The 25,289-nt window shown below is 70.3% G+C and carries 19 protein-coding genes; 11 read left to right on the top strand and 8 right to left on the bottom strand.

Annotation, left to right across the window (positions count from 1 at the left end; genetic code table 11):
• Positions 1-8 precede the first annotated feature (8 nt).
• From MWM45_RS15185 to betT, 3 genes are read right to left on the bottom strand one after another with little or no spacing between them, the layout of a single operon-like run.
• Positions 9-1,628, bottom strand: a complete 1,620-nt coding sequence (locus tag MWM45_RS15185; protein WP_247827155.1) for a GMC family oxidoreductase — start codon at positions 1,626-1,628, stop codon at positions 9-11.
• Positions 1,625-3,139: an aldehyde dehydrogenase family protein gene (locus MWM45_RS15180; RefSeq protein ID WP_043441726.1), complete on the bottom strand. Its 1,515-nt coding sequence runs from the start codon at positions 3,137-3,139 to the stop codon at positions 1,625-1,627. Before MWM45_RS15180 ends, MWM45_RS15185 begins: the two co-directional genes overlap by 4 nt.
• Entirely contained in the window at positions 3,136-5,274 is a 2,139-nt protein-coding gene (gene betT / locus MWM45_RS15175) for a choline BCCT transporter BetT (RefSeq protein WP_247827154.1), read from the bottom strand. The genes MWM45_RS15180 and betT overlap by 4 nt, the downstream gene beginning before the upstream one ends.
• Before the next feature lie 316 nt (positions 5,275-5,590).
• On the opposite strand from betT, the gene clpB reads away from it, so the two are divergent.
• Positions 5,591-8,215 (top strand): ATP-dependent chaperone ClpB, encoded by a 2,625-nt coding sequence (clpB, locus tag MWM45_RS15170; protein ID WP_247827153.1) that lies wholly within the window; start codon positions 5,591-5,593, stop codon positions 8,213-8,215.
• Between the two features lie 81 nt (positions 8,216-8,296).
• Here the strand turns inward: clpB and MWM45_RS15165 are convergent, their stop codons facing one another.
• Complete coding sequence (locus MWM45_RS15165; RefSeq protein WP_247827152.1) at positions 8,297-9,544, bottom strand: septum formation family protein; 1,248 nt, start codon at positions 9,542-9,544, stop codon at positions 8,297-8,299.
• A gap of 298 nt (positions 9,545-9,842) precedes the next feature.
• Between MWM45_RS15165 and MWM45_RS15160 the strand changes: the two genes are divergently transcribed.
• The gene (locus MWM45_RS15160) at positions 9,843-10,082 is read left to right on the top strand and encodes a DUF3073 domain-containing protein (RefSeq protein ID WP_104167997.1); all 240 of its coding nucleotides are present in this window, start codon (positions 9,843-9,845) and stop codon (positions 10,080-10,082) included.
• 123 nt (positions 10,083-10,205) lie between these two features.
• Here MWM45_RS15160 and MWM45_RS15155 read toward each other — a convergent pair whose 3' ends face one another.
• Positions 10,206-11,366, bottom strand: a complete 1,161-nt coding sequence (locus MWM45_RS15155; RefSeq protein WP_247827151.1) for an ROK family transcriptional regulator — start codon at positions 11,364-11,366, stop codon at positions 10,206-10,208.
• A gap of 85 nt (positions 11,367-11,451) precedes the next feature.
• Positions 11,452-12,510, bottom strand: a complete 1,059-nt coding sequence (locus MWM45_RS15150) for a LacI family DNA-binding transcriptional regulator (RefSeq protein WP_336296672.1) — start codon at positions 12,508-12,510, stop codon at positions 11,452-11,454.
• A 165-nt stretch (positions 12,511-12,675) separates the two neighbouring features.
• Here MWM45_RS15150 and MWM45_RS15145 point away from each other — a divergent pair, with 165 nt between their 5' ends.
• From MWM45_RS15145 to MWM45_RS15130, 4 genes are read left to right on the top strand one after another with little or no spacing between them, the layout of a single operon-like run.
• Positions 12,676-13,977, top strand: a complete 1,302-nt coding sequence (locus tag MWM45_RS15145; protein WP_247827149.1) for an extracellular solute-binding protein — start codon at positions 12,676-12,678, stop codon at positions 13,975-13,977.
• 8 nt (positions 13,978-13,985) lie between these two features.
• Entirely contained in the window at positions 13,986-14,933 is a 948-nt protein-coding gene (locus tag MWM45_RS15140; protein WP_247827148.1) for a carbohydrate ABC transporter permease, read from the top strand.
• Positions 14,933-15,751, top strand: coding sequence for a carbohydrate ABC transporter permease (locus MWM45_RS15135; RefSeq protein WP_247827147.1), 819 nt, complete (start codon positions 14,933-14,935; stop codon positions 15,749-15,751). The genes MWM45_RS15140 and MWM45_RS15135 overlap by 1 nt, the downstream gene beginning before the upstream one ends.
• Positions 15,752-15,753: 2 nt before the next feature.
• A complete protein-coding gene (locus tag MWM45_RS15130; protein WP_247827146.1) occupies positions 15,754-18,090 on the top strand; it encodes a beta-xylosidase/alpha-l-arabinosidase in 2,337 nt (778 codons plus the stop codon).
• Between the two features lie 49 nt (positions 18,091-18,139).
• Here the strand turns inward: MWM45_RS15130 and MWM45_RS15125 are convergent, their stop codons facing one another.
• Complete coding sequence (locus MWM45_RS15125) at positions 18,140-18,439, bottom strand: hypothetical protein (RefSeq protein ID WP_247827145.1); 300 nt, start codon at positions 18,437-18,439, stop codon at positions 18,140-18,142.
• 308 nt (positions 18,440-18,747) lie between these two features.
• Here MWM45_RS15125 and MWM45_RS15120 point away from each other — a divergent pair, with 308 nt between their 5' ends.
• From MWM45_RS15120 to MWM45_RS15100, 5 genes are all read left to right on the top strand, one after another.
• On the top strand, positions 18,748-19,050 hold the full coding sequence (locus MWM45_RS15120) for a hypothetical protein (protein ID WP_247827144.1): 303 nt from the start codon (positions 18,748-18,750) through the stop codon (positions 19,048-19,050).
• Between the two features lie 148 nt (positions 19,051-19,198).
• The gene (locus tag MWM45_RS15115) at positions 19,199-20,305 is read left to right on the top strand and encodes a fatty acid desaturase family protein (protein ID WP_247827143.1); all 1,107 of its coding nucleotides are present in this window, start codon (positions 19,199-19,201) and stop codon (positions 20,303-20,305) included.
• Between the two features lie 37 nt (positions 20,306-20,342).
• Positions 20,343-22,043 (top strand): alpha/beta fold hydrolase, encoded by a 1,701-nt coding sequence (locus MWM45_RS15110; RefSeq protein WP_247827142.1) that lies wholly within the window; start codon positions 20,343-20,345, stop codon positions 22,041-22,043.
• Positions 22,044-22,143: 100 nt separating this feature from the next.
• Positions 22,144-22,959, top strand: a complete 816-nt coding sequence (locus tag MWM45_RS15105; RefSeq protein WP_247827141.1) for a GAF and ANTAR domain-containing protein — start codon at positions 22,144-22,146, stop codon at positions 22,957-22,959.
• A gap of 146 nt (positions 22,960-23,105) precedes the next feature.
• On the top strand, positions 23,106-23,723 hold the full coding sequence (locus MWM45_RS15100; RefSeq protein ID WP_247827140.1) for a hypothetical protein: 618 nt from the start codon (positions 23,106-23,108) through the stop codon (positions 23,721-23,723).
• Positions 23,724-23,792: 69 nt separating this feature from the next.
• Here the strand turns inward: MWM45_RS15100 and MWM45_RS15095 are convergent, their stop codons facing one another.
• Entirely contained in the window at positions 23,793-25,286 is a 1,494-nt protein-coding gene (locus tag MWM45_RS15095; RefSeq protein ID WP_247827139.1) for an FGGY family carbohydrate kinase, read from the bottom strand.
• Between the last annotated feature and the right edge of the window lie 3 nt (positions 25,287-25,289).

The raw sequence follows: 25,289 nt of genomic DNA, 5'->3' as shown, positions 1-25,289 counted from the left end.
CGGCGGTATCAGACGGTCGCGGCCGTCCTGCCGGAACCCGGAAGCACGCGCGCCCGCTTCACGAGGTCGGCGCAGCGCTCACCGATCATCATGGTGGTGATGTTCGGGTTCACGGTGGTGAGCTCGGGCATGACGGACGCATCGGCGACCCGCAGGTTCCGGATCCCCTTCACCCGCAGCTCGGGATCCAGCGGGGACAGGGGATCGTCGACCGCTCCCATGCGCACCGTCCCGGCCGGGTGGTAGACGGTGTTGTGCGTCCTGCGGACGTAGTCCTGGAGCTGCTCGTCGGTCTGCACCTCGGCCCCGGGGTACAGTTCCTGCCCGGCCCATTCGGCCATGGCGGGCTGCGCCACGATCTCGCGGGCCTTCCGGATGCCGGCGATCATGACGCGCATGTCGTGCGGGTCGGTGAAGTACCGCGGATCCACCATGGGCTTGTCCCGGAAGTCCCGGCTGCGGAGCCGGACCGTCCCGCGCGAGCGGGCGTGCGTGACGTTCGGCGTGAGGCAGAAGCCGTTCTCCGTGGTCGGGTAGCCGTGCCGCAGCGTGTGCATGTCGAACGGCACCGATCCGTAGTGGAACATGAGGTCCGGGCGGTCGAGCCCGTCCTCGGTGGTGGTGAAGATCCCGATCTCCCACCACTGGGTGGAGGTCTGCGGCATGGGCTTCTTCGCCTCCCACTGGATCACGCCCTCGGGGTGGTCCTGCAGGTGCTCGCCCACGCCGGGGGAGTCGACGCGCACGCGCACGCCGCGTTCCTCGAGGTGGGCGGCAGGGCCGATGCCCGACAGCATCAGCAGCTTCGGCGTGTCGATGGCACCCGTGGACACGATGACCTCGAGTCGTGCGGTCAGCGCGTGCGTGCGCCCGAAGGCGCCGTCCACGACGTCGACGCCGGTGCAGGTGTTGTCCGCGTCGATGCGCAGTTCCCGCGCCCGGAGATCGGTGAGCAGCGTGAAGTTGGGCCGGTCCGTGATCGGGTGGATGTAGGACACGGACGACGACGCCCGGGTGCCGTCGGCCTGCCGGTTGATCTGGAAGAGGCCGGCGCCGTTGATGACCGTCCCACCCGTGTTGAACCTCGTCCTCGGGATGCCGGCCTGCTCGCACGCGTCCAGCAGTGCCTGCCCGGAGGGGTCCTCCGGGGGGATGTTCATCAGGTGGACGGGGCCGCTGTCGCCGTGGTGCGGGGCGTCGGGCCCTGCGTCCTCGTTCTGCTCGAGCCGCTTGTACAGCGCGTAGGCCGTCTCCGCGTTCCAGCCGGTGGCGCCGAAGCGCTGCTCCCACTCGTCGATGTCCTCGCGCGGCGCCCAGAACGCGATGCACGAGTTGTGGCTCGAGCAACCGCCCATGACCCTGGCGCGTGAATGGCGCATGAAGGAGTTGCCGTGCTCCTGGGGTTCGATCGGGTAGTCCCAGTCGTACCCGGATTCCAGCAGTTCCATCCACCGGTCGAGGCGGAGGATGACTTCCTTGCCGCGGTCGTCCGGTCCGGCCTCGACGAGGGCCACCTCGACGTCGGGGTCCTCGCTCAGGCGCGCCGCGACGGCCGCGCCGGCGGATCCACCGCCGACGACGACGTAGTCGAACGTTGTCCTCTGCAGCTGCTCGTCGGGGGTGCTCATGCGGATTCCTCCTCGATCCGGGCGTCGAACCAGCCCGTGACCGCCGGGTCGATGTTGTGGTAGATGTGCTTGGCCTCCTGGTATTCCGCGAAACCGGTGGGGCCGAGCTCGCGACCGACGCCGGAGTGCTTGAAGCCGCCCCACTCCGCCTGCGGCAGGTAGGGGTGGAAGTCGTTGATCCAGATGGTGCCGTGGCGCAGGCGGGCCGCGACGCGCTGGCCCTTGCCGGCGTCCTGGCTCCACACCGCGCCGGCAAGCCCGTAGTGGGTGTCGTTGCCGAGCTCCACGGCCTCGTCCTCGCCGTTGAACGTCTCCACGGTCACGACGGGGCCGAAGGCCTCGTCGACGAGCACGGACGAGCCGCGCGTGACCTGGTCGAGCACGGTCGGCGTGTAGTAGAAGCCGGTCTCGAGCTCGCCTTCGCCCCAGGTCCCGCCGCAGCGCAGTCGGGCGCCCTCCTCGATGCCCTTCTGCACGTAGGCCGTGACCTTGTCCCGGTGGGCGGCGGAGATCAGGGGGCCGGTCTCGCTGGCCTCGTCGAACGGGCCGCCGAGCCGGATCTGCTGCGCACGGCGCACGAGTTCGTCGACGAAGCGATCGGCGATGGGTTCCTCGACGAGGAGCCGGGCGCCGGCCGAGCAGACCTGGCCGGAGTGCACGAACGCGGCGTTGAGGGCGTTGTCGAGGGCGGCGTCGAAGTCCGCGTCGGCGAAGACGATGTTCGGGTTCTTGCCGCCGAGTTCGAGGGCCACCTTCTTGACGGTGCCCGCCGCGGCCGCGGCGATGGTGCGCCCCGTCTCCAGGCCGCCCGTGAAGGACACCATGTCGACGTCGGGGCTCTCGGAGAGCGGCGCGCCGACCACGGCGCCGGGGCCGAGGACGAGGTTCGCGACGCCCTTCGGGAGCCCGAGCGTGTCGAGGACGTCCATCATGAGGATGGCGGTCGAGGGCGTGAGCTCGCTGGGCTTGAGCACGATCGAGCACCCGGCGCCGAGCGCCGGGGCGATCTTCCAGGCCGCCTGCAGCAGCGGGTAGTTCCACGGCGAGATGAGGCCGCAGACCCCCACGGGCTCGTAGACGATCCTGCTGACCACGCTGTTGTTGCCGGCGTCGACGATGCGGCCTGCGTCCTGCCCGGCGAGTTTGCCGAAGTACGCGAAGCAGTCGGCGATGTCGCTCATGTCCACCTCGCTCTCCACGAGGCGCTTGCCGGTGTCCAGGGTCTCGGCCCGTGCGAACTCGTCCTTGCGGGCGCGCAGTTCCGCGGCCACCTTCAGGAGGAAGTCGCCGCGCTGCGGGGCCGGGACCGAGGCCCACTCGCCGCCGTCGAACGCCCGGCGCGCGGCCGCGATGGCCCGCTCGGTGTCCTCACGGGTGCCCTCGGACACCTCGGCGACGAACGAGCCGTCCGCCGGGCAGCTGATGGTGCGGGTGCCGCCGTCGGATGCGGGTACCCACGCGCCGTCGATGAACAGGGTGGCCGGCGTCGTCCCGGTCGGTGTCTCGGTCATTTGGTGTCCTCCTGGTGTGCGAAATCGGATTCCCAGTTGTCCCTGGCCGACTGGTCCTCGGCGAAGGCCGTGTTGCCCGGCGCCGCCCGGTTCAGGTGCAGGAACTCGAGGTGGGTCTCGTAGTGGTCCAGGACGTCGGTGATGACCTGGTCCGTGCTGTAGCCCGCGAGGTCGTAGCTGTGGCTCCCCTCGAGGGAGAAGACCTCCATGCGGTAGTACTTGGCCTCCGTCGACGCACCGCCGCGCGCATAGGACGGCACGTCGTACTGGACGGGGTAGATCTGGTACTTGAACGGACGCTCGTCGCCGAGCTCCACCAGGAGATCCACGTGGCGGATCCCGCAGGGCTCGACGATGCCGGTCGCGAGGCCGACGTCGGCGCCCTGCGCGAGCAGTTCGTCGTGCACCTCCTGCAGCGCGGGAAGCGCGACGGTGTCCACGAAGTGGTTGGCCTGCCGCGGCCCCGGGTAGCTCATGGCCCGGCTGAGTCGCTGCCGCCAGGTGCGCGAGGAGGTACCGCCCGTGCTCCGCCCCGAGATGATGCCGGGCAGGCTCGCGCGGTAGCTGTCCGCCAGCGAGTTCTCCACCCGCAGGGCCCGATACAGGCCGAGCATGATGAACAGCAGCAGGATCGACAGCGGCAGCCCCATGATGATCGTCGCGTTCTGCAGCGTCGTCACGCCGCCCACCGTCAGCATCGCGAGCGTCAGCAGGCCGGTCACGAGGGCCCAGAAGACGCGCAGCCACTTGGGGCCGTCCGCCTCGGGGTCCTTGAGGTGGCTGGTGAAGTTCGCCATGACCAGTGCCCCCGAATCGGCGGAGGTCACGTAGAAGAGCAGGCCCGTGAAGGTCGCGACGCCGATGACGAGTGGCGCGGCGGGGTACTGCTCGAGAAGGCCGTAGAACGCCCGCTCCGGCTGGGCCATGGCCGTCTCCCCGAACGCCGCGTTGCCGTTCATCACGATGTCCAGGGCGCTGTTCCCGAAGATCGAGATGAACAGCAGGATGAAGGTGAAGGGGACCAGCAGGGTCCCCAGGACGAACTGCCGGATGGTGCGGCCGCGGGAGATGCGGGCGAGGAAGAGCCCGACGAAGGGCGCCCAGGCGATCCACCAGGCCCAGAAGAAGAGCGTCCAGCCCTGCAGCCAGTCGCCGGGCCGGTCGTAGGCGAAGGTGTCCAGCGTCATGGCCGGGAAGCGGCTGAGCACGTCCCCGGTGTTCTGGATGATGCCGTCGAGCAGGAAGCTCGTCTTCCCGCTGAGCAGGATGAACACCATCAGCGCCAGGGCGAGGAGGACATTCAGCTCCGCGAGCCGCCGGATGCCCTTCTCGACGCCGGAGAGCACGGAGGCGGTCGCCATGACGACGGCGACGGCGATCAGACCGATCTGGACGGAGACGTTCTCGGGCAGGCCGAACATGAGGCTCAGGCCGTAGTTCAGCTGCACGACCCCGATGCCGAGCGAGGTGGCGATCCCGAAGATGGTGCCCAGGAGGGCGGCGATGTCCACGCCGTGGCCGAGCGGGCCGTCGACCTTCCTGCCGAAGATGGGGTACAGCGCGCTGCGGATGCTCAGGGGCAGGTTGTGCCGGTAGGCGAAGTAGCCGAGGGCAAGGCCCATGAGCGCGTACAGCGCCCAGCCGGTGATGCCGTAGTGGAAGAGCGTGAGGACCATGGCGTGCCGCGCGGCCTCGACGGTGCTGCCGTCGCCCTGCGGGGGTGCCAGGTACTGCGTCACGGGCTCGGACACCGAGAAGAACATGAGGTCGATGCCGATGCCTGCGGCGAAGAGCATCGATGCCCACGTGAACATGCTGAACTGGGGTTTCGAGTGGTCCGGGCCCAGCTTGGTCTTGCCCACCCGGGTCAGGGCGAGGACCAGGACGAACACCACCACGAGGGTGACGATCAGGAAGTAGTACCACCCCATGTTGGTGGAGACCCAGGTGACCAGCGATCCGATGACCGCCTCGGCCCCCGCCGCGTCGGCGATGGCCCAGATGGTGATCGCGAGGATCCCGGCGGCCGATCCGATGAAGACGGTCCAGTTGACCCGGGTCCTCGGGGCATCGGCGGCTGTGGCGTCACCGCCTCCCGTGTCCGTCCCGGGCGGAGCGTCGGCTGTCTGACTCATGTCGTCCCTCTCGTCGGCGCCACGTCGTGGCGCTGTTCGTGCGGGCGGAATGGTACGGGCGCGGCAGGCCCGGATGCGGGCAGGCGGCGACCGTCGACATTCGCCGTGGGTCGTCAACGCTACGGGAACCACACGGAGGGCCGGGAAAAAGTTGATCTCGATCACATCTGGCCCGGCTGCTTCCCTGTGCCGTACCGTGCCGTCCGCAGCGGACGGCACGGCGCGCGGAGCCGGAACACCCCGGCGACGCCGAAAGTTGAGTCGAGTACACTCAAGGTGTCACCGGGATCGTCACCGCATCGGAAAGGAACCGCGCGTGGATACCAACTTCACCACCAAGAGCCGTGAGGTCTTGTCAGCCGCTGCGATGAACGCGTCCACGGCGGGCAACGCCCAGATCGAGGCGCCGCACTTCCTCAAGGCGCTGATGGACCAGCGGGACGGCATCGCCGTCGCCCTGCTGCGGGCGGCGGGCGCCGATCCGGACACCGTGAGCGTCCAGGCGAGCGCCGCGATCAAGGCCCTGCCGTCGTCGTCCGGTTCGTCCGTGGCGCAGCCGCAGTTCTCGCGCGGCGCCCTGCAGGTCGTCAGCGTCGCGCAGCAGGAAGCGGAGACGCTCGGCGACCAGTTCGTGTCCACCGAGCACCTCCTGCTGGCCCTGGCGGCCGACGGGGGAGCGGCGGGCGGCATCCTGCGGTCCGTGGGGCTCACCCGCGAGGCGCTCGCCGCGGAGCTGCCCGGCGTGCGGGGCGAGAAGCGTGTGACGACGCCGGACCCCGAGAACACGTTCCAGGCGCTCGAGAAGTTCGGGGTGGACCTGACCGAGGTGGCCCGCAGCGGCAAGCTCGACCCGGTCATCGGCCGCGACGCCGAGATCCGCCGCGTGGTGCAGGTGCTCAGCCGCCGCACCAAGAACAACCCCGTGCTCATCGGCGAGCCCGGCGTCGGCAAGACCGCCGTCGTCGAGGGACTGGCACAGCGCATGGTCGCCGGGGACGTCCCCGAGTCGCTCCGCGGCAAGCGGCTCATCAGCCTGGACCTCGGATCGATGATCGCCGGCGCCAAGTACCGTGGCGAGTTCGAGGAGCGCCTGAAGGCCGTGCTCGAGGAGATCAAGGGCTCCAACGGCCAGGTGGTGACCTTCATCGACGAGCTCCACACCGTGGTGGGGGCCGGCGCGTCCGAGGGCTCGATGGACGCCGGCAACATGCTCAAGCCCATGCTGGCGCGCGGTGAACTCCGGCTGATCGGCGCGACGACGCTGGACGAGTACCGCGAGAACGTCGAGAAGGACCCGGCGCTGGAGCGCCGGTTCCAGCAGGTCTACGTGGGGGAGCCGTCCGTGACGGACACCATCGGCATCCTGCGCGGGCTGAAGCAGCGCTACGAGGCACACCACAAGGTCTCCATCGCGGACTCCGCGCTCGTCGCCGCGGCCACCCTCTCCCACCGGTACATCCCCGGCCGGCAGCTCCCGGACAAGGCGATCGACCTCGTGGACGAGGCCGCGTCGCATCTGCGCATGGAGATCGACTCGGCCCCGGTGGAGATCGACGAGCTGCGCCGCTCCCTGGAGCGCATGCACATGGAGGAGATGGCTCTCTCCCGCGAGAAGGACGAGGCGTCCCTCGAACGGCTGCAGGCCCTGCGGGCCGAGATGGCCGACCGCCAGGAGGAGCTCGACGCCCTGAACGCACGATGGGAGGCGGAGAAGGCGGGCCTGAACCGCGTGGGTGACCTGAAGGCCTCCCTCGACGGGCTGCGCTCGCAGGCCGACCGCGCCCAGCGCGAAGGCGACCTCGAGACGGCGTCGCGCATCCTGTACGGCGAGATCCCGGGTGTGGAACGCGAGCTGCGCGAGGCCCAGGCCGCCGAGGAGCAGACGGCGACCACCCCCGAGCTGATGGTCGCCGAGGAGGTCACGGCGAACGACATCGCCGAGGTCATCTCCGCCTGGACGGGCATCCCGGCCGGACGCATGCTGCAGGGCGAGAGCGAGAAGCTGCTCGCCATGGAGCAGGTCATCGGCGCGCGGCTGATCGGTCAGCAGCGGGCGGTCTCCGCGGTGTCCGACGCCGTCCGGCGCGCCCGGGCCGGAGTCTCGGACCCGAACCGCCCCACCGGGTCCTTCCTGTTCCTCGGGCCCACGGGCGTGGGCAAGACGGAGCTCGCCAAGGCCCTCGCGGACTTCCTGTTCGACGACGAACGCGCGATGATCCGGATCGACATGTCCGAGTACTCGGAGAAGCACTCGGTGGCCCGTCTCGTCGGCGCCCCTCCGGGCTACGTGGGCTACGAGGAGGGCGGCCAGCTCACCGAGGCCGTGCGGCGCCGCCCGTACAGCGTGGTGCTGCTGGACGAGGTGGAGAAGGCGCACCCGGAGGTCTTCGACCTGCTGCTGCAGGTGCTCGACGACGGGCGGCTGACCGACGGCCAGGGCCGGACCGTGGACTTCCGGAACGTCATCCTCGTGCTGACGTCCAACCTCGGCTCGCAGTTCCTCGTGGACCCGTCCCTCGACGACGCCGCGAAGCGTGCCGCCGTGATGTCCGCGGTGAACGCGAACTTCCGGCCCGAGTTCCTGAACCGGCTCGACGACGTCGTGGTCTTCGATCCCCTGAGCCTCGATGAGCTCTCGAGGATCGTCGACCTCCAGGTCAGGGCCCTCGGCGACCGGCTGCACGATCGCCGGCTCGAGCTCGACGTCACGGCGGCGGCCGGCGAATGGCTTGCCCTCACGGGGTTCGACCCGGCGTACGGCGCACGTCCGCTGCGCCGGCTCGTGCAGCGCGAGATCGGTGACCGGCTGGCGAAGGGCATCCTCGCCGGGGAGATCGTCGACGGCGACACCGTCCTCGTCGACCGTCCCGCACCGGACGTGGACGCCCTCGCCGAGGCCGGACCCGACGCCGGGGGCCTGCTGGTCCACGCCGTCCGCTGACCGGGGCGCGGGGCGCGGGGCACGGGGCCTGGGGTGCCGGGTGCGTCCCGCCCTGTCCCGTCCGCGTGTTCCGGGGTCCCCTCAGCGGGCCAGAAGGCTCTGGCTGACGGGCCCGCCGTCCTCGACGACCGCGAAGCAGTCCACGCGGCGGTCCCCGTCCGCCCAGGTCCCCTCCGTGGGCGTGGCGCGCAGGAGCGTGACCTGGAGGTCCTCGGTGACGACATCCGGGTCGATGCCGGAGGATGCCGCCGAGCACGCCGCCTCGGCGCGCAGGCCCAGCTGGTCGCGTCCCGGGAACGCGGCGTCGTCGGCGTAGTCCTCGCTCGCCACGAGCTGCGCGTTGTGCGGCTCCGAGCAGTCGACCAGGACGGCCTCCTCCGTGATGTCCGTGAACTCCGCCAGGCATGCGCCGGCCGCGAGCGACGACGGATCCACGCGGCCCTCGTCCTCCGATCCGCCCAGCAGCGAGAGCAGCAGCCAGACGAGGAGCCCGAGCAGCACGACGGCGCCGCCCACGAGCAGCAGGAGCGGGACGATGCTGCTCCCGGACCGGGTCCTGTCCCGTGTCGGCTGCGCCTCGGGCGTCGGCCCGCCGCCCTCGGCCGTCGGCCCGCTCTTCTCCGGCGCCGGTCCGCTGTTCTCCGGCGCCGGGGCCCGGCCTGCGGGGGTCACGGGGTCCACGACCGGCTCCTCGGGGGATCCGCCGGCGATCCCCGGTGCCGAGGATCCGGTGCGTCCCCGGCCGATGCCGGGATCGATGCCGGGATCGATGCCGGGGTCGAAGCCGGGGTAGGGGCCGGGATCTCCCGAATCGGTGCCGCCGCCCTCCGGAGGGAAGGCGTAGGGGCCGCCGATCGCCCCCTCCGCCGTCACTCCCGCTGCCTCCGTCCTGCCTTCCGTCCTGTCTTCCGTCCTGTCTTCCGTCCTGTCTCTTGCGCGGCCCGCCGCATCACCGGCGGTTCCTCCCGCGGGCGCCGAGCCGGCCGGAGCGGCCTCGACGGACGGGGCTCCGGGCGGCAGCGGCCCACCCACGAGGGTCCCCGCCTTCGCGGCCTCGGCGGCCACGGCGCGGGCTTCGGCGGCGGCATCGTCGAGCGAGGCCGCCTCCGCGACCTCCGGACTGATCTGCGCCGGTTCGAGGGCGGGTTCCGCGAGGTCGAGGGTGTCCGGGGATACCGTCAGCTCGGGCTCCAGCGTCTCGGCGGAGATATCCGGGTCCTCGAGGACCACGGTGTCGGGATCGAGCACGGCGGTGCTCTCGGGTTCCTCGGTGCCGTCCGGTCCGGGCTCGTGCCCGGACTCCCTCGGCGCCTGCTCCTCGTTGCTCATGGTGGGCTGCTGTCTCCTCGCACTCCTGGTGCCGGATGGTCATCACCATGGCCGGCGCTCCGACGTGGAGTCGACTCTATCCAAGATCGTCGGCTCGGAGACGGCCCGGCGGAAAAACCTGCGCCGCGGACGGTGCGCCGGTGGACGGCGGGGTCTCGGCGGCCGCGCACTCGGGTCCCCTCGAAAACATGTAACCTATACTTACGACAAAACGACCAAATAATCCGGGGCCTCGCTGCAGCCTTGGGCCTCGCGCCCCAGTGACCACCTCGGATCGACGCACAAAGGGGGTCACGCCATGGGGCGCGGCCGTCAAAAGGCAAAAGCAACCAAGCAGGCCAGGGACATGAAGTATTTCAGCCCGGCCACTGACTATTCGGCACTGCAGCGAGAGCTCACAGGCCCGGGTAGTCGTGCATCCACCCGACGTACCGAACCTCTCGAGCCGGTCGAGCCTGACTACTCGGAGTATGCGGACAAGTACGCCGATGAGCTCGACGACGACGGCGAGGAGAGCGGCTCGCGCCGCACCGGCTGACCGCGATCGGCCGGTCCTCCGTGGACTGGAACGTGAACCACCCGGCGCATCGCCCCTTCGGGGACGGTGCGCCGTTCTGCGTGCCCGGATCCCGGCCCGGGGTCGGGTCTCGGGCGGCAGGCATCAGGCCGGTGAGGCGAGGAGGGGCTGGAAGGCCAGTTCCGCGGCGCCGACGAGCAGGAGCTCCGGCCCCAGGGCTGCGCGCCGCACCGTGACACGGCCGGCCAGCGAGCCCGCGTTGACGGTTTCCGCGAGCTGACCGCCCCGGAAGCCGACGAGCGACCCCAGGAATCCGCCGAGGACGATCAGCTCCGGGTCGAAGATGTTGACGAAGTCCGTGAGCGCGACGGCGAGCAGTTCCAGCTGCCGGTCGGCCTCCACCCGCACGGCGTCGGGCGGGTCGTCCGACAGCACCCGTTCGAGGGCCTCGATGCCTCCGCCGTCCAGGCCGGCCGCCTCGAGCAGCCGCTCGAGGCGGACCTCGGCGTCGAGGCAGCCCGCACGCCCGCAGTGGCATGCCCGGCCGCCCGGGCTGACGAGCGTGTGGCCCAGTTCGCCGCCGTACCCCCGGCTGCCGACCAGCTGCGCGCCGCCGCTCACGATGCCGCCGCCGATGCCGCTCGCGCTGCCGTTGAGGTAGACCGCGTCGTCGACGCCGAGCGCCGCGCCGAAGATGCTCTCCGCGAGGGAGCCGAGGGAGGCGTCGTTCGCGGCCACGGTCGGGAGTCCGAGGGCGCTGCCGAAGGGGCCCGTGAGGTCGGCGTCGTGCCAGCCGAGGTGCGGCGCGACGAGCACGCGCCCCGTGCCCGCATTGACGAGCCCGGGCAGCGCGATCCCCGCGCCGAGCACGCGGTCGAGTCCGGCCAGGGTGGGCCGGAGGCCGGCCACGATCTCCTCGGTGAGCCCGACCGCGTCATCGAGCGAGGGGATGCCTCGGGTCTCGCGGCGGACCCTCGCGTGCACATGACCGCCGAGCCCGATGACACCGACGGTCAGGGCGTCGATGTCGGGGTTGACGGCGATCACCGCGACGGCCGGGTTCGCCTGCACGATGGGGCTCGGGCGGCCCACCCGGCCGCCGACGGCCGGATCCGACTCACGGACGAGGTTCTTCTCGGTGAGCGCCGAGACCAGGGCGCCCACCGTGGAGCGGTTGAAGCCGCTGCGGCGGGTGACGTCGGACCGGGACAGCGGGCCGTTGCGGTGGACCATCGTCAGGATCTGGGAGAGGTTCTGTGCGCGCAGGCCCTCGGTGCCGTTCGCCCCGCCGGGTAGTGACCGCACAGTCTCGGGTTCTCCTTCGTCCTGCAGGAGCCTCCTGCGCGTTGCCTCGCCCTATCGTATCCAGCCCCTGCCGGGGTGCTGCCGGTCAGGCGCGCTGCTGTGCCGGTCGGGCTGCCCGGGCGCGGGTTGCGGGCGGCGCCGCGGTGCTCTGGCGCACCACCAGGCTCGTGGCGAGGTCGAGCCGGAGATTGTTCGGTCGTTCGCCGTCCCGCAGGCGCAGCACCATCCGCGTGGCCTCCTCGGCCATCTGGATGAGCGGCTGATGCACCGTGGTCAGGGCGGGGCTGGACCACTGCGCCAGCTGCAGGTCGTCGTAGCCCACGATCGACAGCTCCTCGGGGACACGGAGCCCGATCTGCCGGGCGGCATCGAGTACGCCCAGCGCCTGCAGGTCGCTGCCGGCGAAGATCGCCGTGGGCGGGTGGGGGCCACGCAGCAGCGAGAACGCGTGGTCGCGTCCGCCGTCGACATGGAAGTTCCCGTACCTGATGAGGTCCTGGTCGATCGGCAGGGAGGCCATGCCCATCGCGGACCGGTAGCCGTCGATGCGGGCGAGGGAGCACATCATGTCCTCGGGCCCGCTGATCGCGGCGATCCTGGTGTGCCCGAGGTCGATCAGGTGGCGCGTGGCCATCATCCCGCCCGCCCAGTTGGCGGAGCCCACCGACGGGACGTCGGGGGAGGGGTCCCCCGCGGGATCGATGATGACGAACGGGATGGAGCGGGCGTCGAGCTTGCGGCGGAAGTCCTGCGGCAGGTCGGAGAACACGAGGACCACGCCGGCGGGCCGCCGGGACATCACGCCCTCGATCCAGTCGGGCCCGGGGGCATGCCGCGTCCCCGTCTCGGTCAGCACCACGCTCATGCCGTGCTCGCGGGCCACGTTCTCCACCCCGCGGATGAGCTCGAGAGCCCAGGCGCTCTCGAGCTCGTGGAACACGAGTTCGACCAGGCCGGCCTTGGCCGCGGAGACCTTGCGCCGCCGGTAGCCGTGGTCCTCGAGGAGCTCCTCAACTTTCGCCCGGGTTGTCGGGGACACGTCGGCGCGTCCGTTGAGCACCTTCGAGATCGTGGACAGCGAGACGCCGGCTGCCGTTGCGAGCTGGGCGAGGGTGACACGCGGTTCTTTGGCCGGAATCGACATGACCCACAGCATACCCCCGCCATCTTCCGCGGTTCGGGCTGCCGCTCGGCGCAGAATGTGACCGGCTGCACAGCAGGTCTTGCGCATCGGCATGAGCGCTACATACACTCAACGCATCACATAACTTTCGGCTATATCGTCGAAACTTTCGAGAGGCGTTCAACGATGAACAACCGAACCTGGATGTCCCGCAGTCTCGCGGGCACCGCGGTCCTGATGCTGGGCTTCACCCTCGCCGGGTGCGGTGGCGGAGGCGGTGACGCGTCGAGCCGACCCGAGAACGAACTGCATCTGGCCGTGTACGGCGACGCCAGCAACAAGGTCGAAGAGGCCATGGTGGCGAAGTTCAACGAGACCTCCGACGTCAAGATCGTGCTCGACACGATTCCCGGCGCGGACTACCAGACCAAGCTGCAGACCATCATCGACACCGAGTCGGCCCCGGACATCTTCTTCAACTGGGGCGGTGGAAGCATCGCGAACTTCGTGGAGGCCGACCTGCTCATGCCTCTCGACGACTTCATCGAGGAGGACCCGCAGCTGAAGGAGGCCTTCCTGCCCTCCGTCTTCGAGACGGCCGTCATCGACGACAAGAGCTACGGCATCCCGATGCGCGGTACCCAGCCCGTGATGCTCTTCAACAACTCCGAGGTCCTGGAACAGGCCGGCATCGACGCGCCCCCGGCCACCTGGGACGAACTGCTGGACGCCGTCGAGAAGCTGAAGGCCGCGGGCGTGACCCCGATCGCGCTCGGCGGCGCGGACCAGTGGCCCACGCAGATGTGGTTCCAGTACGTGTTCGACCGCGTCGCCGGCGAGGACCTGTTCCAGGCCGCGCTCGACGGCGACACCAGTGTCTGGGACTCCGAGGAGAGCCGCGAGGCGCTCGGCAAGCTGCGCGAACTGGTCGACGCCGGTGCCTTCGGGACCAACTTCGACTCCGTGAAGTTCACCGACGGCGGGTCGCCCACGCTGCTCTCCAGCGGCCGGGCAGGCTTCGAGCTCATGGGCTCCTGGGCCTACGCGACCCACCTCGACGCGAACCCCGAGTTCGCGGAGAACGTGCTCAGCTACAGCGAGTTCCCCGCGATCGAGGGTGGAGAGGGAGACCCCGCCAACCTCGCCGGCAACACGAACAACTTCTACTCGGTCCACAAGGACACCCGCTACCCCGACGAGGTGGCCGAGTTCCTGAAGCTCATGTACTCGGACGAGTTCGTGCAGGAGCAGATCGCCATCGGCAACCTGCCCACCACCACCAACACGGAGGAGTTCCTCGACGAGGCCTCCAACCCCGAGTACGCGAAGTACCAGTTCGACCTCGTGAAGGATGCCCCGCACTTCCAGCTCTCCTGGGACCAGGCCTACCCGCCCGAGGCTACGGTGACCATCCACACCGCCATCGCACAGTTCTTCAGCGGCCAGATCGATGAAGACGGCTTCATCAAGGCCATGCAGAGTCTGTAGGACACACCATGACAACGCTTGCAACGCGCAGGCAGGCGACGCCGGGCGGCTCAACACCGAGCCGCCCGGCCCGCCGGGGCGCCTCCTCCGTGGGGCGCCCCGGCTTCGCCTGGGCCCTGCCCGCCACCATCTTCTTCGCCCTCTTCGCCCTCGTGCCGCTGGCAGCGGTCGCCGTCCTGTCCTTCACCTCGTGGAGCGGCCTCGGTGACCCCGAATTCGTGGGGCTCGAGAACTGGAAGACGCTGATCGCCGATCCCGTGATGCTGAAGAGCCTCTGGCTCAGCCTGCTGTTCATCGTCCTCGGTGTCGTCACGCAGACACCGCTGAGCATCCTGCTCGGCGTGTGGGCCGCGGGCAACCAGCGCAACCGCGCCGTCCTCAGCGCCATCTACTTCATCCCGCTGCTGCTCTCCTCGGCCGCGATCTCCGTCCTGTGGCGTGCCCTCCTCGATCCGAACTTCGGCATCCCGGGCCAGCTCCCCTGGCTCTTCGGGGACGGCAACCTGCTCGGCACGCAGGCCGGCGCGATCGGCGTCCTGATCTTCGTCGGCATGTGGCAGTTCACGCCCTTCCACACCCTGATCTACCAGGGCGCGGCCAAAAGCATCCCGACCGTCCTCTACCAGGCGGCGTCGATCGACGGCGCGGGCACGGTGCGGCAGTTCTTCTCCATCACGCTGCCCCAGCTCCGCAACACGGCGATCACCTCGATCATCCTCATGGTGGTCGGTGGCCTGACGACCTTCGAGACCGTGCTCATCCTGACCAACGGCGGGCCCGGCACGGACACCACGATCACCGCCTTCTACATGTACCAGCAGGCGTTCCAGAGCTTCGACTTCGGCGTCGGCAGCGCGATCGCCCTGGTGCTCGTCGTCGTCGCCACCCTGATCTCCCTCGTGGTGGTCAAGGTGTCCGGCTACGACAAGATGAACAGCTCGCTGGAAGGCCTGTGATGAAGACCCGCCCCAATTACCTCGCCGGCATCGGCTCCGTCGTCTGGCTGCTGATCGTCGCGATCCCGCTGTACGTGATGCTCTCGGGCACGTTCCAGACACGGGAGGAGTTCGGCGACAACGGTCCGCTGTCCTTCCCCACGAGCTTCACGCTGCAGAACTACGCGGACGCCATCACCAGCGGCTTCGGCCGGTACTTCCTCAACACCGTGGTGGTGACGGTCGGCGTCGTCGCGATCGTCCTGCTGCTCGTCCCGCCGCTCAGCTACGCAATCGTGCGCAGCCAGAGCAGGGCGGCGTCGTTCGTGTTCCGGTTCTTCCTGCTGGGCCTCGCCATCCCTGCGCAGGCCGTGATCGTCCCGGTGTTCTACCTGATCAACTCGGTGGGGCTCTACGACAACCTGCTCGGCGTCATCCTCCCCACCGCGGCGTTCGCCCTGCCGATCTGCACGCTCATCCTCAGCGGCACCATGCGCGACATCACGGGCGAGCTGTACGAGGCGATGGCGATGGACGGTGCGAGCCCCGCGCGCGCCTTCTTCCGGCTGGTGGTCCCGCTGTCCAAGGGCGGGATCTCCACGATCGCGGTCTTCTCCGCCCTCCAGGCGTGGAACGGCTTCCTGTTCCCCCTGATCCTGACCCAGTCCGAGAGCACCCGCGTGGTGACCCTCGGCCTCTTCAACTTCCAGACCCAGTACGGCATCAACATCCCGGGGCTGCTCGCCGCGGTGACCCTCTCGATGGTGCCCGTCCTGCTCGTCTACCTCTTCGCGCGCCGCGCGCTTGTCCAGGGCCTCATGGGCGCTGGCGGAAAGTGATCATGACCGAGACAACACTGAACGACGCCCCCTGGCAGGACACCACCGCCGCCCCCGCAGACCGCGTCGAGGCCCTGCTCGGGGAGATGACCCTGCGTGAGAAGGTCGCCCAGCTGGTGGGCGTGTGGGTCGGCGCCAACACCGAGGGCGGCGAGGTGGCCCCGCACCAGCACGAGATGAACGAGGCCGTGGACCTCGACGAGCTCCTGCCCCACGGCCTCGGACAGCTGACGCGCCCCTTCGGCACCGCCCCGGTGGAACCCGGCCTCGGCGCGCTGTCCCTGCAGCGCACGCAGGAGCGGATCATTGCGGCGAACCGCTTCGGCATCCCCGCCCTCGTGCACGAGGAGTGCCTCGCCGGCTTCGCAGCCTGGAAGGCGACGGCGTACCCGGTGCCCCTCGCCTGGGGGGCCACGTTCAATCCGGACCTGGTGCGGCGCATGTCCTCCGCGATCGGCGCCGACCTCCGCTCCGTCGGCGTACATCAGGGCCTCGCCCCCGTGCTCGACGTCGTCCGCGACGCCCGCTGGGGCCGGGTCGAGGAGACCATCGGTGAGGACCCGTACCTCATCGGCACCATCGCGACCGCGTACGTCCAGGGGCTCGAGCGGGCCGGGGTCGTGGCCACGCTCAAGCACTTCGTCGGCTACTCGGCGTCGAAGGCGGGCCGCAACCTCGCCCCCGTGTCCGTCGGCGACCGTGAGCGGGCGGATGTGCTCCTGCCGCCGTTCGAGATGGCCATCCGCGAGTCCGGCGTGCGTTCGGTCATGCATGCGTACACGGACATCGACGGCGTCCCGACGGCGGCCGACGCGTCCCTCCTCACCGCGCTGCTCCGCGAGACCTGGGGCTTCGACGGCACCGTGGTGGCCGACTACTTCGGCATCGCGTTCCTCAAGGAACTCCACCGTGTGGCCGCGACCCTCGGCGAGGCCGCCGGGGCGGCCCTCACCGCAGGGGTGGACGTCGAACTGCCCACCATCCACACCTTCGGCGAGCACCTGATCGCCGAGATCGACGGCGGCCGGCTCGACGAGGGGCTGGTGGACCGTGCGCTCCGACGCGTGCTGCGGCAGAAACTGGACCTCGGCCTCCTCGACGCGGACTGGTCGCCGGTCCCGTCGGCGCTCGCGGGCGGCGGTACGCCCGTGGTCGACCTCGACTCCCCGGGCAACCGGTCCATCGCCCGCGAGCTCGCCGAGCAGTCGATCGTCCTGGTCCGCAACGAGGGCATCCTCCCGCTCGCCGCGGTACCCCGCATCGGGCTCATCGGGCCCAACGCGGACACGCACCGCGCCTTCCTCGGCTGCTACTCGTTCCCGGCGCACGTCGGCGAGCAGCATCCCGACGTCGAGATGGGCCTCGACATCCCGACGGTCGCGGAGGCGCTCCAGGACGAGTTCCCGGGCAGCGACATCACGATCGCCGCCGGGTGCACCATCGACGGGACCGCGACCACGGGCTTCGACGAGGCGCTCGCCGTCGCGCAGGGCTCCGACGTCGTCGTGGCCGTCCTCGGCGACCGTGCCGGGCTGTTCGGTCGCGGCACGAGCGGCGAGGGGTGCGACGCCGAATCGCTGGACCTCCCGGGCGTCCAGCAGCAGCTCCTCGACGGGCTGCTCGCGACGGGGAAGCCCGTCGTCGTCGTCCTGCTGACCGGGCGGCCGTACGCGCTCGGAGCGGCTGCGGGCGGCGCGGCCGCGATCGTCCAGGGTTTCTTCCCCGGGGAGGAGGGCGCGGCCGCCGTGGCCGGGGTGCTCAGCGGGAGGATCAACCCGGCCGGGCGCCTGCCGGTTAGTATCCCGGGATCACCGGGCGCCCAGCCATCCACCTATCTGGCCGCACCGCTCGCGCAGGCGAGCGGGGTGTCGAACATCGATCCGACGGCGGCCTTCGCCTTCGGCCACGGGCTCGGCTACACCGGGTTCGCCTGGTCGGACGCAGGAACCACCGCGGACACCGCCGCGACCGACGGCGAGGCGGGCGTCCACGTGACGGTCACGAACACCGGGGAGCGCGACGGCGTCGAGGTGGTGCAGCTGTACCTGCACGATCCGGTGGCGTCCGTCGTACGCCCGGTGCAGCGCCTGATCGGCTACGCGCGGGTGGCCCTCGCCGCGGGGGCCTCGGCGCGGATCGCCTTCACGGTGCCGGCCGACGTCACGTCCTTCACGGGCCGGGACGGCGGGCGGATCGTCGAACCGGGCGCGATCGAGCTGCGGTTGGGGGCGTCGAGCAGTGATCTCCGCGCGGCCCTGCCCCTCACCCTGACCGGGAGCACGCGGGCCGTGGACCACACGCGCCGGCTGCACTGCGGCGTGCAGGTCACGACGCTCTGACGGGAGCCGTCCGAGGCCGAGGCCCGTGCCCGCTCCGGCAGGCGCGGGCCTAGTCGTCGTCCGGGCTCCTGCTGGAGGGGGCTGCGGGCCGGTGCTGGTCCGGGGGCGGCCCCACCACGTAGTGGGCCCGGGGCCGTCGCGGGAGATCGTCGATCAGCTCGTTCAGGGCCAGCGCGACGGTATTGCCCTCGCCCTGGGGGATCGGGAACATGCCGTGCAGGTAGGCGTCCAGCTCGAACTCCGTGAGGTAGCCGCCGATGCTGAAGTAGTGGAGCCAGAGGTCGCCCGCGGTCAGCTCCGCGTGATGCGCTGCGAGCCAGGCGCTGTGCTGCTGGGTCTGTGAGGTCATCTCAATGCCTGCTCAGGCTTCGACCGGGAAACGAGTCATGTCCGTGCTCTTGAAAACACCACCGGGGAACCGGAAAAGCCCCGGGCGGACACTTATTGCAAGCTAGCTTACCTTTTGACCGGGGGTGCTGGTGGAACGATCCGGATAATACTAAGCCGTCTTGCTATTTCGGATCGCAGGCCGTAGCGTTGTGGGTGTAGAGCGGCCGTAGAGAACACTGCGGATCTTCCGGCTCACACACCCATGGACGAGCCCGATCAGGGCGTCCATCGCCGTACACCGGCCCCCTTACATTTCAGGAGCATCTCTTGGCTAACACCAACGCGCACAACAACACCCACTCCAACAACACCAACACCGGTGATCACGCGGCCGACACCCGCCGCTCGACCGAGACGAAGGCCTCGACCAAGACCACCGAGTTCTTCGCCTACATCGCGATGGTCCTCGCCACGATCGTCACCTCGGTGATGGTGGGTAATGGCGAGGGCGGCGGCGATGACATCTTCGACGGCCGTGACGCCATGCAGCTGATCACGTACCTGACCATCGGCTACATGGTGGCCCGTGGACTGGCGAAGTCCGGAAGCCGCGAGCACTACAGCGCATAGCCCGCATCGTCATCCCCGTGTCGGAGGTCCTCCGGCACGGGGATGACCTGTATCCCGCGCCCCTGCCCGCTCGATCCTGACGGCCACCGGTCGGCGCCACCGCCGACACCGACCCACCCAGCACCCATCACGACCGCCAAGGACACCCATGAGCGATCTCGCCGTCCCGCCCTCCCCGCCGGCAGCAGCCCCGCGTTCTGTTCGCCTGTCACGGCCCAACGACGTGGTGGCGTCATATTCGGTGCTGCTGAAGCAGGTCCGCAAGGAAGGCCTGCTGACCCGGCGGCGCCGCTTCTACATCAGCGTGTTCGCAGTCCTGGCCCTGGCCATGGGGGTGGCCTGGACCGGCTTCGCGCTCCTGGGCGACACCTGGTTCCAGCTGTTCGTCGCCGCCGTCCTCGGCATCCTGCTCACGCAGGTCGCGTTCCTCGCCCACGAAGCCTCCCACCGCCAGATCTTCGCCAGCCGTCGCGCGAACGACTGGTCCGGGCGGATCCTCGCTGCCGGCGTCGTGGGCATCAGCTACGCCTGGTGGATGGACAAGCACACCCGCCACCACAACGACCCCAACACCCGCGGCAAGGACCCCGACATCGAGGTCGACACCATCTCCTTCCTCGAGGAGGACGCCGCGAAGGCCCGCGGCCTCCAGGCCTGGATCACCCGCCGCCAGGGCTACCTGTTCTTCCCCCTGCTCACCCTGGAGGGCATCAACCTCCACGCCCGCTCCATCGCCACCCTCTTCGCCCGCCGCACCATCCCCGGCCGGTGGGCCGAACTGGCCCTCCTCGGTGCCCGGTTCGGCGCCTACCTGGGCATCCTCTTCTGGTTCCTGCCCGTCGGGATGGCGTTCGCGTTCCTGGGCGTGCAACTGGCCGTCTTCGGCCTCTACATGGGCGCCAGCTTCGCCCCCAACCACAAGGGCATGCCCGTGGTGCCGAAGGACAGCACCCTGGACTTCTTCCAGAAACAGGTGATGACCTCCCGCAACATCCGCGGCGGTTCCTTCATCAACAACGCCTTCGGCGGACTGAATTTCCAGATCGAGCACCACCTCTTCCCCGACATGCCGCGCCCGCACCTGCGCCGCGCCGCGGTCATCGTGAAGGAGCACTGCGAACGCCTCCGCGTGCCCTACACCGAAGTCGGCGTCACCGCCTCCTATACCGCCGTCATCACCTACCTCAACCGCGTCGGCCTCGCCGCCCGCGACCCCTTCGACTGCCCCACCCTCCATCGCTACCGCCGCCCCTGAGCCACCGATCCCGACCCACTGGACCACCGTGAATCCCATGCACCCCACTCCCACCCTCGATGACAGCGCCGCTGCCGGTACCGCGGACGTCGCAGCCCTGCCGGTGCGCGGCGGGCTGACCTGCCGCGTGCATCGCGCCCGGCAGGCACCGGACCCGGGGTCCCCGCGCCGGCTCTTCGTGCTGGTGCACGGGCTCGGGATGTCCCACCGCTACTTCGAGAGGCTGCAGCGCACGCTCATCGGGCACGGCGACACCCTCGTCCTGGATCTTCCCGGCTTCGGCGGGACGCCCACTCCGGACCATCAGCTCGGCGTCGAGGCGTACGCGGCGGTCATCGCCCGGGTGCTGGACGAGGAGGGCGTGCAGGACTGCGTGGTGGTCGGCCACTCGATGGGTGCCCAGTTCGTGACCGAGCTCGCCATCGGCCGGCCCGATCTCGTCTCCCGGCTCGTGCTGATCGGGCCGGTCACCGACTCCGCACGCAGTTCCGTGGTCCAGCACGCCCTCATGCTCGCCGCGGACACGCTCGTCGAACCCCCGGTCAACAACCTGATGGTCGGATCGGCGTACGCGCGATGCGGGATCCGCTGGTACCTGAAGGAGTTGCCGGTCATGCTCGGGTACCGCCTCGACGACAGGCTGCCCCTGGTCACCTGCCCCGTCCTGGTGGTCCGGGGCACCCTCGACATCATCTCGGGCCATGACTGGTGCGAGAAACTCACCCGTACGGCACGGCACGGACGCCTGGTCGAACTCACGGGCCGGCCGCATGCCGCGCACAGGGGAGGCGCCATGGACATCGCGGCCGCCATCCTCGCATCCCTCCCCGATCGGGGGGAACGGTTCCGGGAGTCGGCGCAGGCCGATGCCCCCCGGCAGGAAGGGCTGACGCCCACCCATCGCACCCGCACGGTGCGTACCTACCCGCCGGGGCCGCGCCCGTCCGGGGAGGTCATCGAGATGCGGAGCGTCACGGTGCAGGACCGGCAGTGCCGCTCCTACCCCGACGCCCACGGCTCGTCCGCCGGCCGTACCGAGCCCGACGGCGGGGCATCCGTGCCGGTCTTCGTGCTGATTCATGGCATCGGCATGTCCCACCGGTACTTCCGTCGGCTCGGCGCCCTCCTCTCCGCCTACGGCGAGGTGCACCTCATCGACCTGCCGGGGTACGGATGGACGAGGCGACCGGCGCACGCGACGACCAACGAGGGTACGGCGGAGCTCATCGGGAAACTCCTCGACGAGGCCGGTGCGTCGTCCTGTGTCGTCGTCGGGCATTCCATGGGGGCGCAGAGCGCGACGGAACTGGCCATCGAACGCCCGGACCTGGTCTCCCATCTCGTGCTGATCGGAGCCGCCGTGGACGCCGAACGCCGCACCGCCCGCCAGCAGGCCCTGAGGCTGGGCATCAACTCCGTCTTCGAGAAGCCGCTGCTGAGCACGGTCCAGTTTCTGGACGTCCTGCGGTGCGGCCCGCGGTGGTACGTCACCCAGCTCGGACTCGCGATGAGCTATCCGCTCGAGGACCGGCTGCCCCGGGTGGAACAGCCCGTGCTCGTGCTGCGCGGTTCACGCGACGTCGTCGCCGGCGCCGCCTGGTCGGACCGGCTCGCACGCACAGCGCGGCGGGGCGAAGCGGCCACCATCGACGGCGCACCCCACGCCGCCCATCACAGCGCCGCCGGCGCCGTGGCAACCGCCATCGCCGGCTTCCTCCAGCGGCGTCGGACCGGGTGATCCGCGGACCGGCTCTACCACGACCATGTGGCGGACGGACCGGACCGGCCGTGATGATTGGTGGTGGGTGCGGTTCGTTCCGTCTGGCACGATGATTGCTATGACTGAGCACAATGAAGGCCGCGTCCGTGAGGATCCGGCGACAGGAGAGGGCCCCGTGACGGGTGAGGATTCCAGCGAACGTCGGGGCAAGCCGTCGTCGCATCACGGCGACAACGACCGGGAGCGTGATCTCGCCACGGAACTGGCCGAGCTCGCCCGATCGCTGCAGCAGGAACCGGACTCGGACGCGGTCCTCGCCGGGTTCGTCCACGCGGCCCTCGAACTGATCCCCGGGGTCGACGAAGGTTCAGTCAGCGTCGTCATCGGACGGAAGAACGTCGGTTCGCGGGGCGCATCCGGGGATCTTCCGGCGCGGATCGATGCGCTGCAGATGGAGACCGGGGAGGGCCCGTGCCTGGAAGCGGCATACGAGCACCGGACGGTGCGGGTCCCGGACATGGCGCACGAGGAACGGTGGCCGCTCTTCGCCCAGCGGGCCACCGAGGCCGGCGCCAAGGGTATGCTGTCCATCCAGCTGTGGGTCGAAGGTGACGACCTCGGGGCCCTGAACCTCTATTCGTACGAGGCCAACGCGTTCACGGACGAGTCGGAGAACGTGGGCCTGCTCGTGGCCTCCCATGCCGCCGTGGCGTTCGCCGAGGCCGAGAAGAGCCGGCAACTCCATGCAGCCGTCGATTCGAGGGATGCCATCGGCCAGGCCAAGGGCATCCTCATGGAACGCCACAAGGTGACCGGGGACCAGGCGTTCTTCGTCCTGTCGATGGCCAGCCAGCGCAGCAACACCAAGCTGAAGGACGTCGCCGACCACCTCATCACCAGCGGTGAACTCCCCGCGAAGAAGACCGCACGCTAGCTGAGCCGCACGCCGCGCGTCGACCCGTAGAGACGGGTTGCAGCCGGCATCGATGTGACCCACGATAGTAAGTAGACTGATCATGTTGTCCTCCGGCGCGAGCCGCGGGTGGCAGGATCACCCCACTATCGAAGAGGACCAGCATCATGGCAGCAGAGAACACAGCGGGCGCGAGCACCCCGAGGGGGCGCCGCAACGACGTCGTGGCCGCGGAGAAGGAGCAGTTCGGCGGCATCAAGTTCGGGTCGGCCTTCTTCGGCTGGCTCACCGCGATCGGCCTGACCGTCATCCTCAGCGCCCTCGCGACCGCGATCGGCGTCGGCATCGGGGCCTCCGGGTCGGGGACGGCAGGCGACGCCGCGAACCAGGCCACCGAGAACGCCGGGACCATCGGCATCGTCAGCGGGATCGTCCTCGCGGTCATCCTGTTCGTCGCCTACTACTGTGGCGGCTACGTCGCCGGCCGCATGGCACGGTTCGACGGCGCCAAGCAGGGCCTCGCCGTCTGGCTGTGGGGCATCATCGTCGCAATCGTCCTGGCGATCCTCGCCGTCGTCGCCGGTGACCGGTTCAATGTGCTGTCCGACCTCAACGGTGCGCCCAGCATCCCCGTGGACGGCAGCGCGCTGACCACGAGCGGATTGATCGGCCTCGCCATCGCCGTCCTCGTCCCGCTGATCGCCGCGATCCTCGGCGGCAAGGCCGGCATGCGCTTCCACCGCAAGGTCGACCAGGTCGGCATCGACCACCGCGCCGGCGTGTAGCAGGCACGCACCACGGACAGCGAGAGGCGCCACCCGGTCGGGTGGCGCCTCTCGTCGTTCCAGGGGACCTCAGAGCCGGAGGGACCCCACCGCCGCCCGGTACTGCTCCCGGATCACCGGCCGGTGATCGACGGCGCGGTCCTCCACGGTGTCGAGCGTCCAGGACGGCCGCGAGCCCGTCAGGGCCCATGCGGCCTGGGCCGCTGCCCCCCGTGCCACGTATTCGCCGGGGGCCGGGACGCGGACGGGGAGGTCGAACACCTGCGCCGCCACCTCCTGCACGGCCGCGTTCTGGGCGGCGCCACCGATCAGCAGCAGGTGGCGCGGCTGCACCCCCGTGGCCCGCACCGCGTCCAGGGCGTCGGCCAGTCCGCACAGCATGCCCTCGATGGCCGCCCGCGCCAGGTTCGGCCGCGTGGCGGACATGATGCTGAGGTTGTGGAAGCTGGCCTTCGCCGTCGGGAGGTTGGGCGTGCGCTCTCCCTCGAAGTAGGGGACGAGAACCACGCCGTCCGAGCCCGGCCCGGCAGCCCTGGCCAGCTCCGCGAAGCCGTCATGGTCCACGCCGAGGATCTCCGCCACCGAGGACAGGACGCGCGCCGCGTTGAGGGTGGCCACCAGCGGCAGGAACAGCCCGCTGGCGTCGGCGAACCCGGCGACGGTCCCGGTGCCATCCGCGACGGCGTCGGCGGCGACGGCGAAGACCGTGCCGCTGGTGCCGAGGGACACGACGACGTCGCCCTCCTCCGCACCGAGCCCGAGGGCGGCCCCCGCGTTGTCTCCTGCGCCCGCGCCGACCACGATGCGACCGTCACCCGACGCGGTGAAGGAGCCGTGGACCACGCCCGCGGCCTGATCCGCCTGCAGCACGCGGGGGAGGACCACCGCGCCCGGGCGGGCCTCCTCTCCCGGGGTTCCGTGGTCCGGGCGTGCCTCACGGCCCGGACGACCGAGCACGTGCTCGAACAATGCGAGGTCGTACGCGTCCGCCGCGGGGCTCCAGTAGCCGGTGCCGCTCGCATCCGAGCGGTCGGTCACCAGTTCCTCCAGCACCGGCCCGAGCGGCGACTCGCCCTCCGGGCCGAAGCCGCGCAGCCGCCAGGTCAGCCAGTCGTGGGGGAGTGCCACGGCGGCGATGGCCGGGACGACGTCGGGCTCGGCGTCGCGCACCCACCGCACCTTGGTGCCGGTGAAGGACGCCACGGGGGCGGACCCGGTGCGGGCGACGATCTCCCCGAGGCCCAGTTCGCCGATCAGGTCCCGGGCGGCGTCCGCGGACCGGGTGTCGTTCCACAGCAGGGCGTCCCGGAGGACCCTCCCGTCATGGCCGAGCAGCACCATCCCGTGCTGCTGGCCCGCGACGGAGATCGCGTCGACGTCGGCCCCGAGGCCGTCCGCGGACTCCAGCGCAGCGCGCAGTGCGCTCCACCAGGCCTCCGGGTCCACGGCCGTGCCCGCCGGATGGAGGGCACGGCCGGTGCGGACCTCGGCGCCGGTCACGGTGTCGACGACGACGACCTTGCAGCTCTGCGTCGAGGAGTCGACGCCGGCAACGAGGGCCATGGG

It is taken from the genome of Arthrobacter antioxidans, assembly GCF_023100725.1.
Classification (GTDB): domain Bacteria; phylum Actinomycetota; class Actinomycetes; order Actinomycetales; family Micrococcaceae; genus Arthrobacter_D; species Arthrobacter_D antioxidans.
This window is presented reverse-complemented; position numbering and strand designations above follow the sequence as displayed.

Coding starts and splice junctions, on each gene's coding strand:
- betT (WP_247827154.1), bottom strand. CDS start 5,274: ATGAGTCAGACAGCCGACGCTCCGCCCGGGACGGACACGGGAGGCGGT.
- MWM45_RS15150 (WP_336296672.1), bottom strand. CDS start 12,510: ATGTCGATTCCGGCCAAAGAACCGCGTGTCACCCTCGCCCAGCTCGCA.
- MWM45_RS15185 (WP_247827155.1), bottom strand. CDS start 1,628: ATGAGCACCCCCGACGAGCAGCTGCAGAGGACAACGTTCGACTACGTC.
- MWM45_RS15095 (WP_247827139.1), bottom strand. CDS start 25,286: ATGGCCCTCGTTGCCGGCGTCGACTCCTCGACGCAGAGCTGCAAGGTC.
- MWM45_RS15130 (WP_247827146.1), top strand. CDS start 15,754: ATGACCGAGACAACACTGAACGACGCCCCCTGGCAGGACACCACCGCC.
- MWM45_RS15165 (WP_247827152.1), bottom strand. CDS start 9,544: ATGAGCAACGAGGAGCAGGCGCCGAGGGAGTCCGGGCACGAGCCCGGA.
- MWM45_RS15115 (WP_247827143.1), top strand. CDS start 19,199: ATGAGCGATCTCGCCGTCCCGCCCTCCCCGCCGGCAGCAGCCCCGCGT.
- MWM45_RS15135 (WP_247827147.1), top strand. CDS start 14,933: ATGAAGACCCGCCCCAATTACCTCGCCGGCATCGGCTCCGTCGTCTGG.
- MWM45_RS15110 (WP_247827142.1), top strand. CDS start 20,343: ATGCACCCCACTCCCACCCTCGATGACAGCGCCGCTGCCGGTACCGCG.
- MWM45_RS15180 (WP_043441726.1), bottom strand. CDS start 3,139: ATGACCGAGACACCGACCGGGACGACGCCGGCCACCCTGTTCATCGAC.
- MWM45_RS15105 (WP_247827141.1), top strand. CDS start 22,144: ATGACTGAGCACAATGAAGGCCGCGTCCGTGAGGATCCGGCGACAGGA.
- MWM45_RS15100 (WP_247827140.1), top strand. CDS start 23,106: ATGGCAGCAGAGAACACAGCGGGCGCGAGCACCCCGAGGGGGCGCCGC.
- MWM45_RS15125 (WP_247827145.1), bottom strand. CDS start 18,439: ATGACCTCACAGACCCAGCAGCACAGCGCCTGGCTCGCAGCGCATCAC.
- MWM45_RS15140 (WP_247827148.1), top strand. CDS start 13,986: ATGACAACGCTTGCAACGCGCAGGCAGGCGACGCCGGGCGGCTCAACA.
- MWM45_RS15145 (WP_247827149.1), top strand. CDS start 12,676: ATGAACAACCGAACCTGGATGTCCCGCAGTCTCGCGGGCACCGCGGTC.
- MWM45_RS15160 (WP_104167997.1), top strand. CDS start 9,843: ATGGGGCGCGGCCGTCAAAAGGCAAAAGCAACCAAGCAGGCCAGGGAC.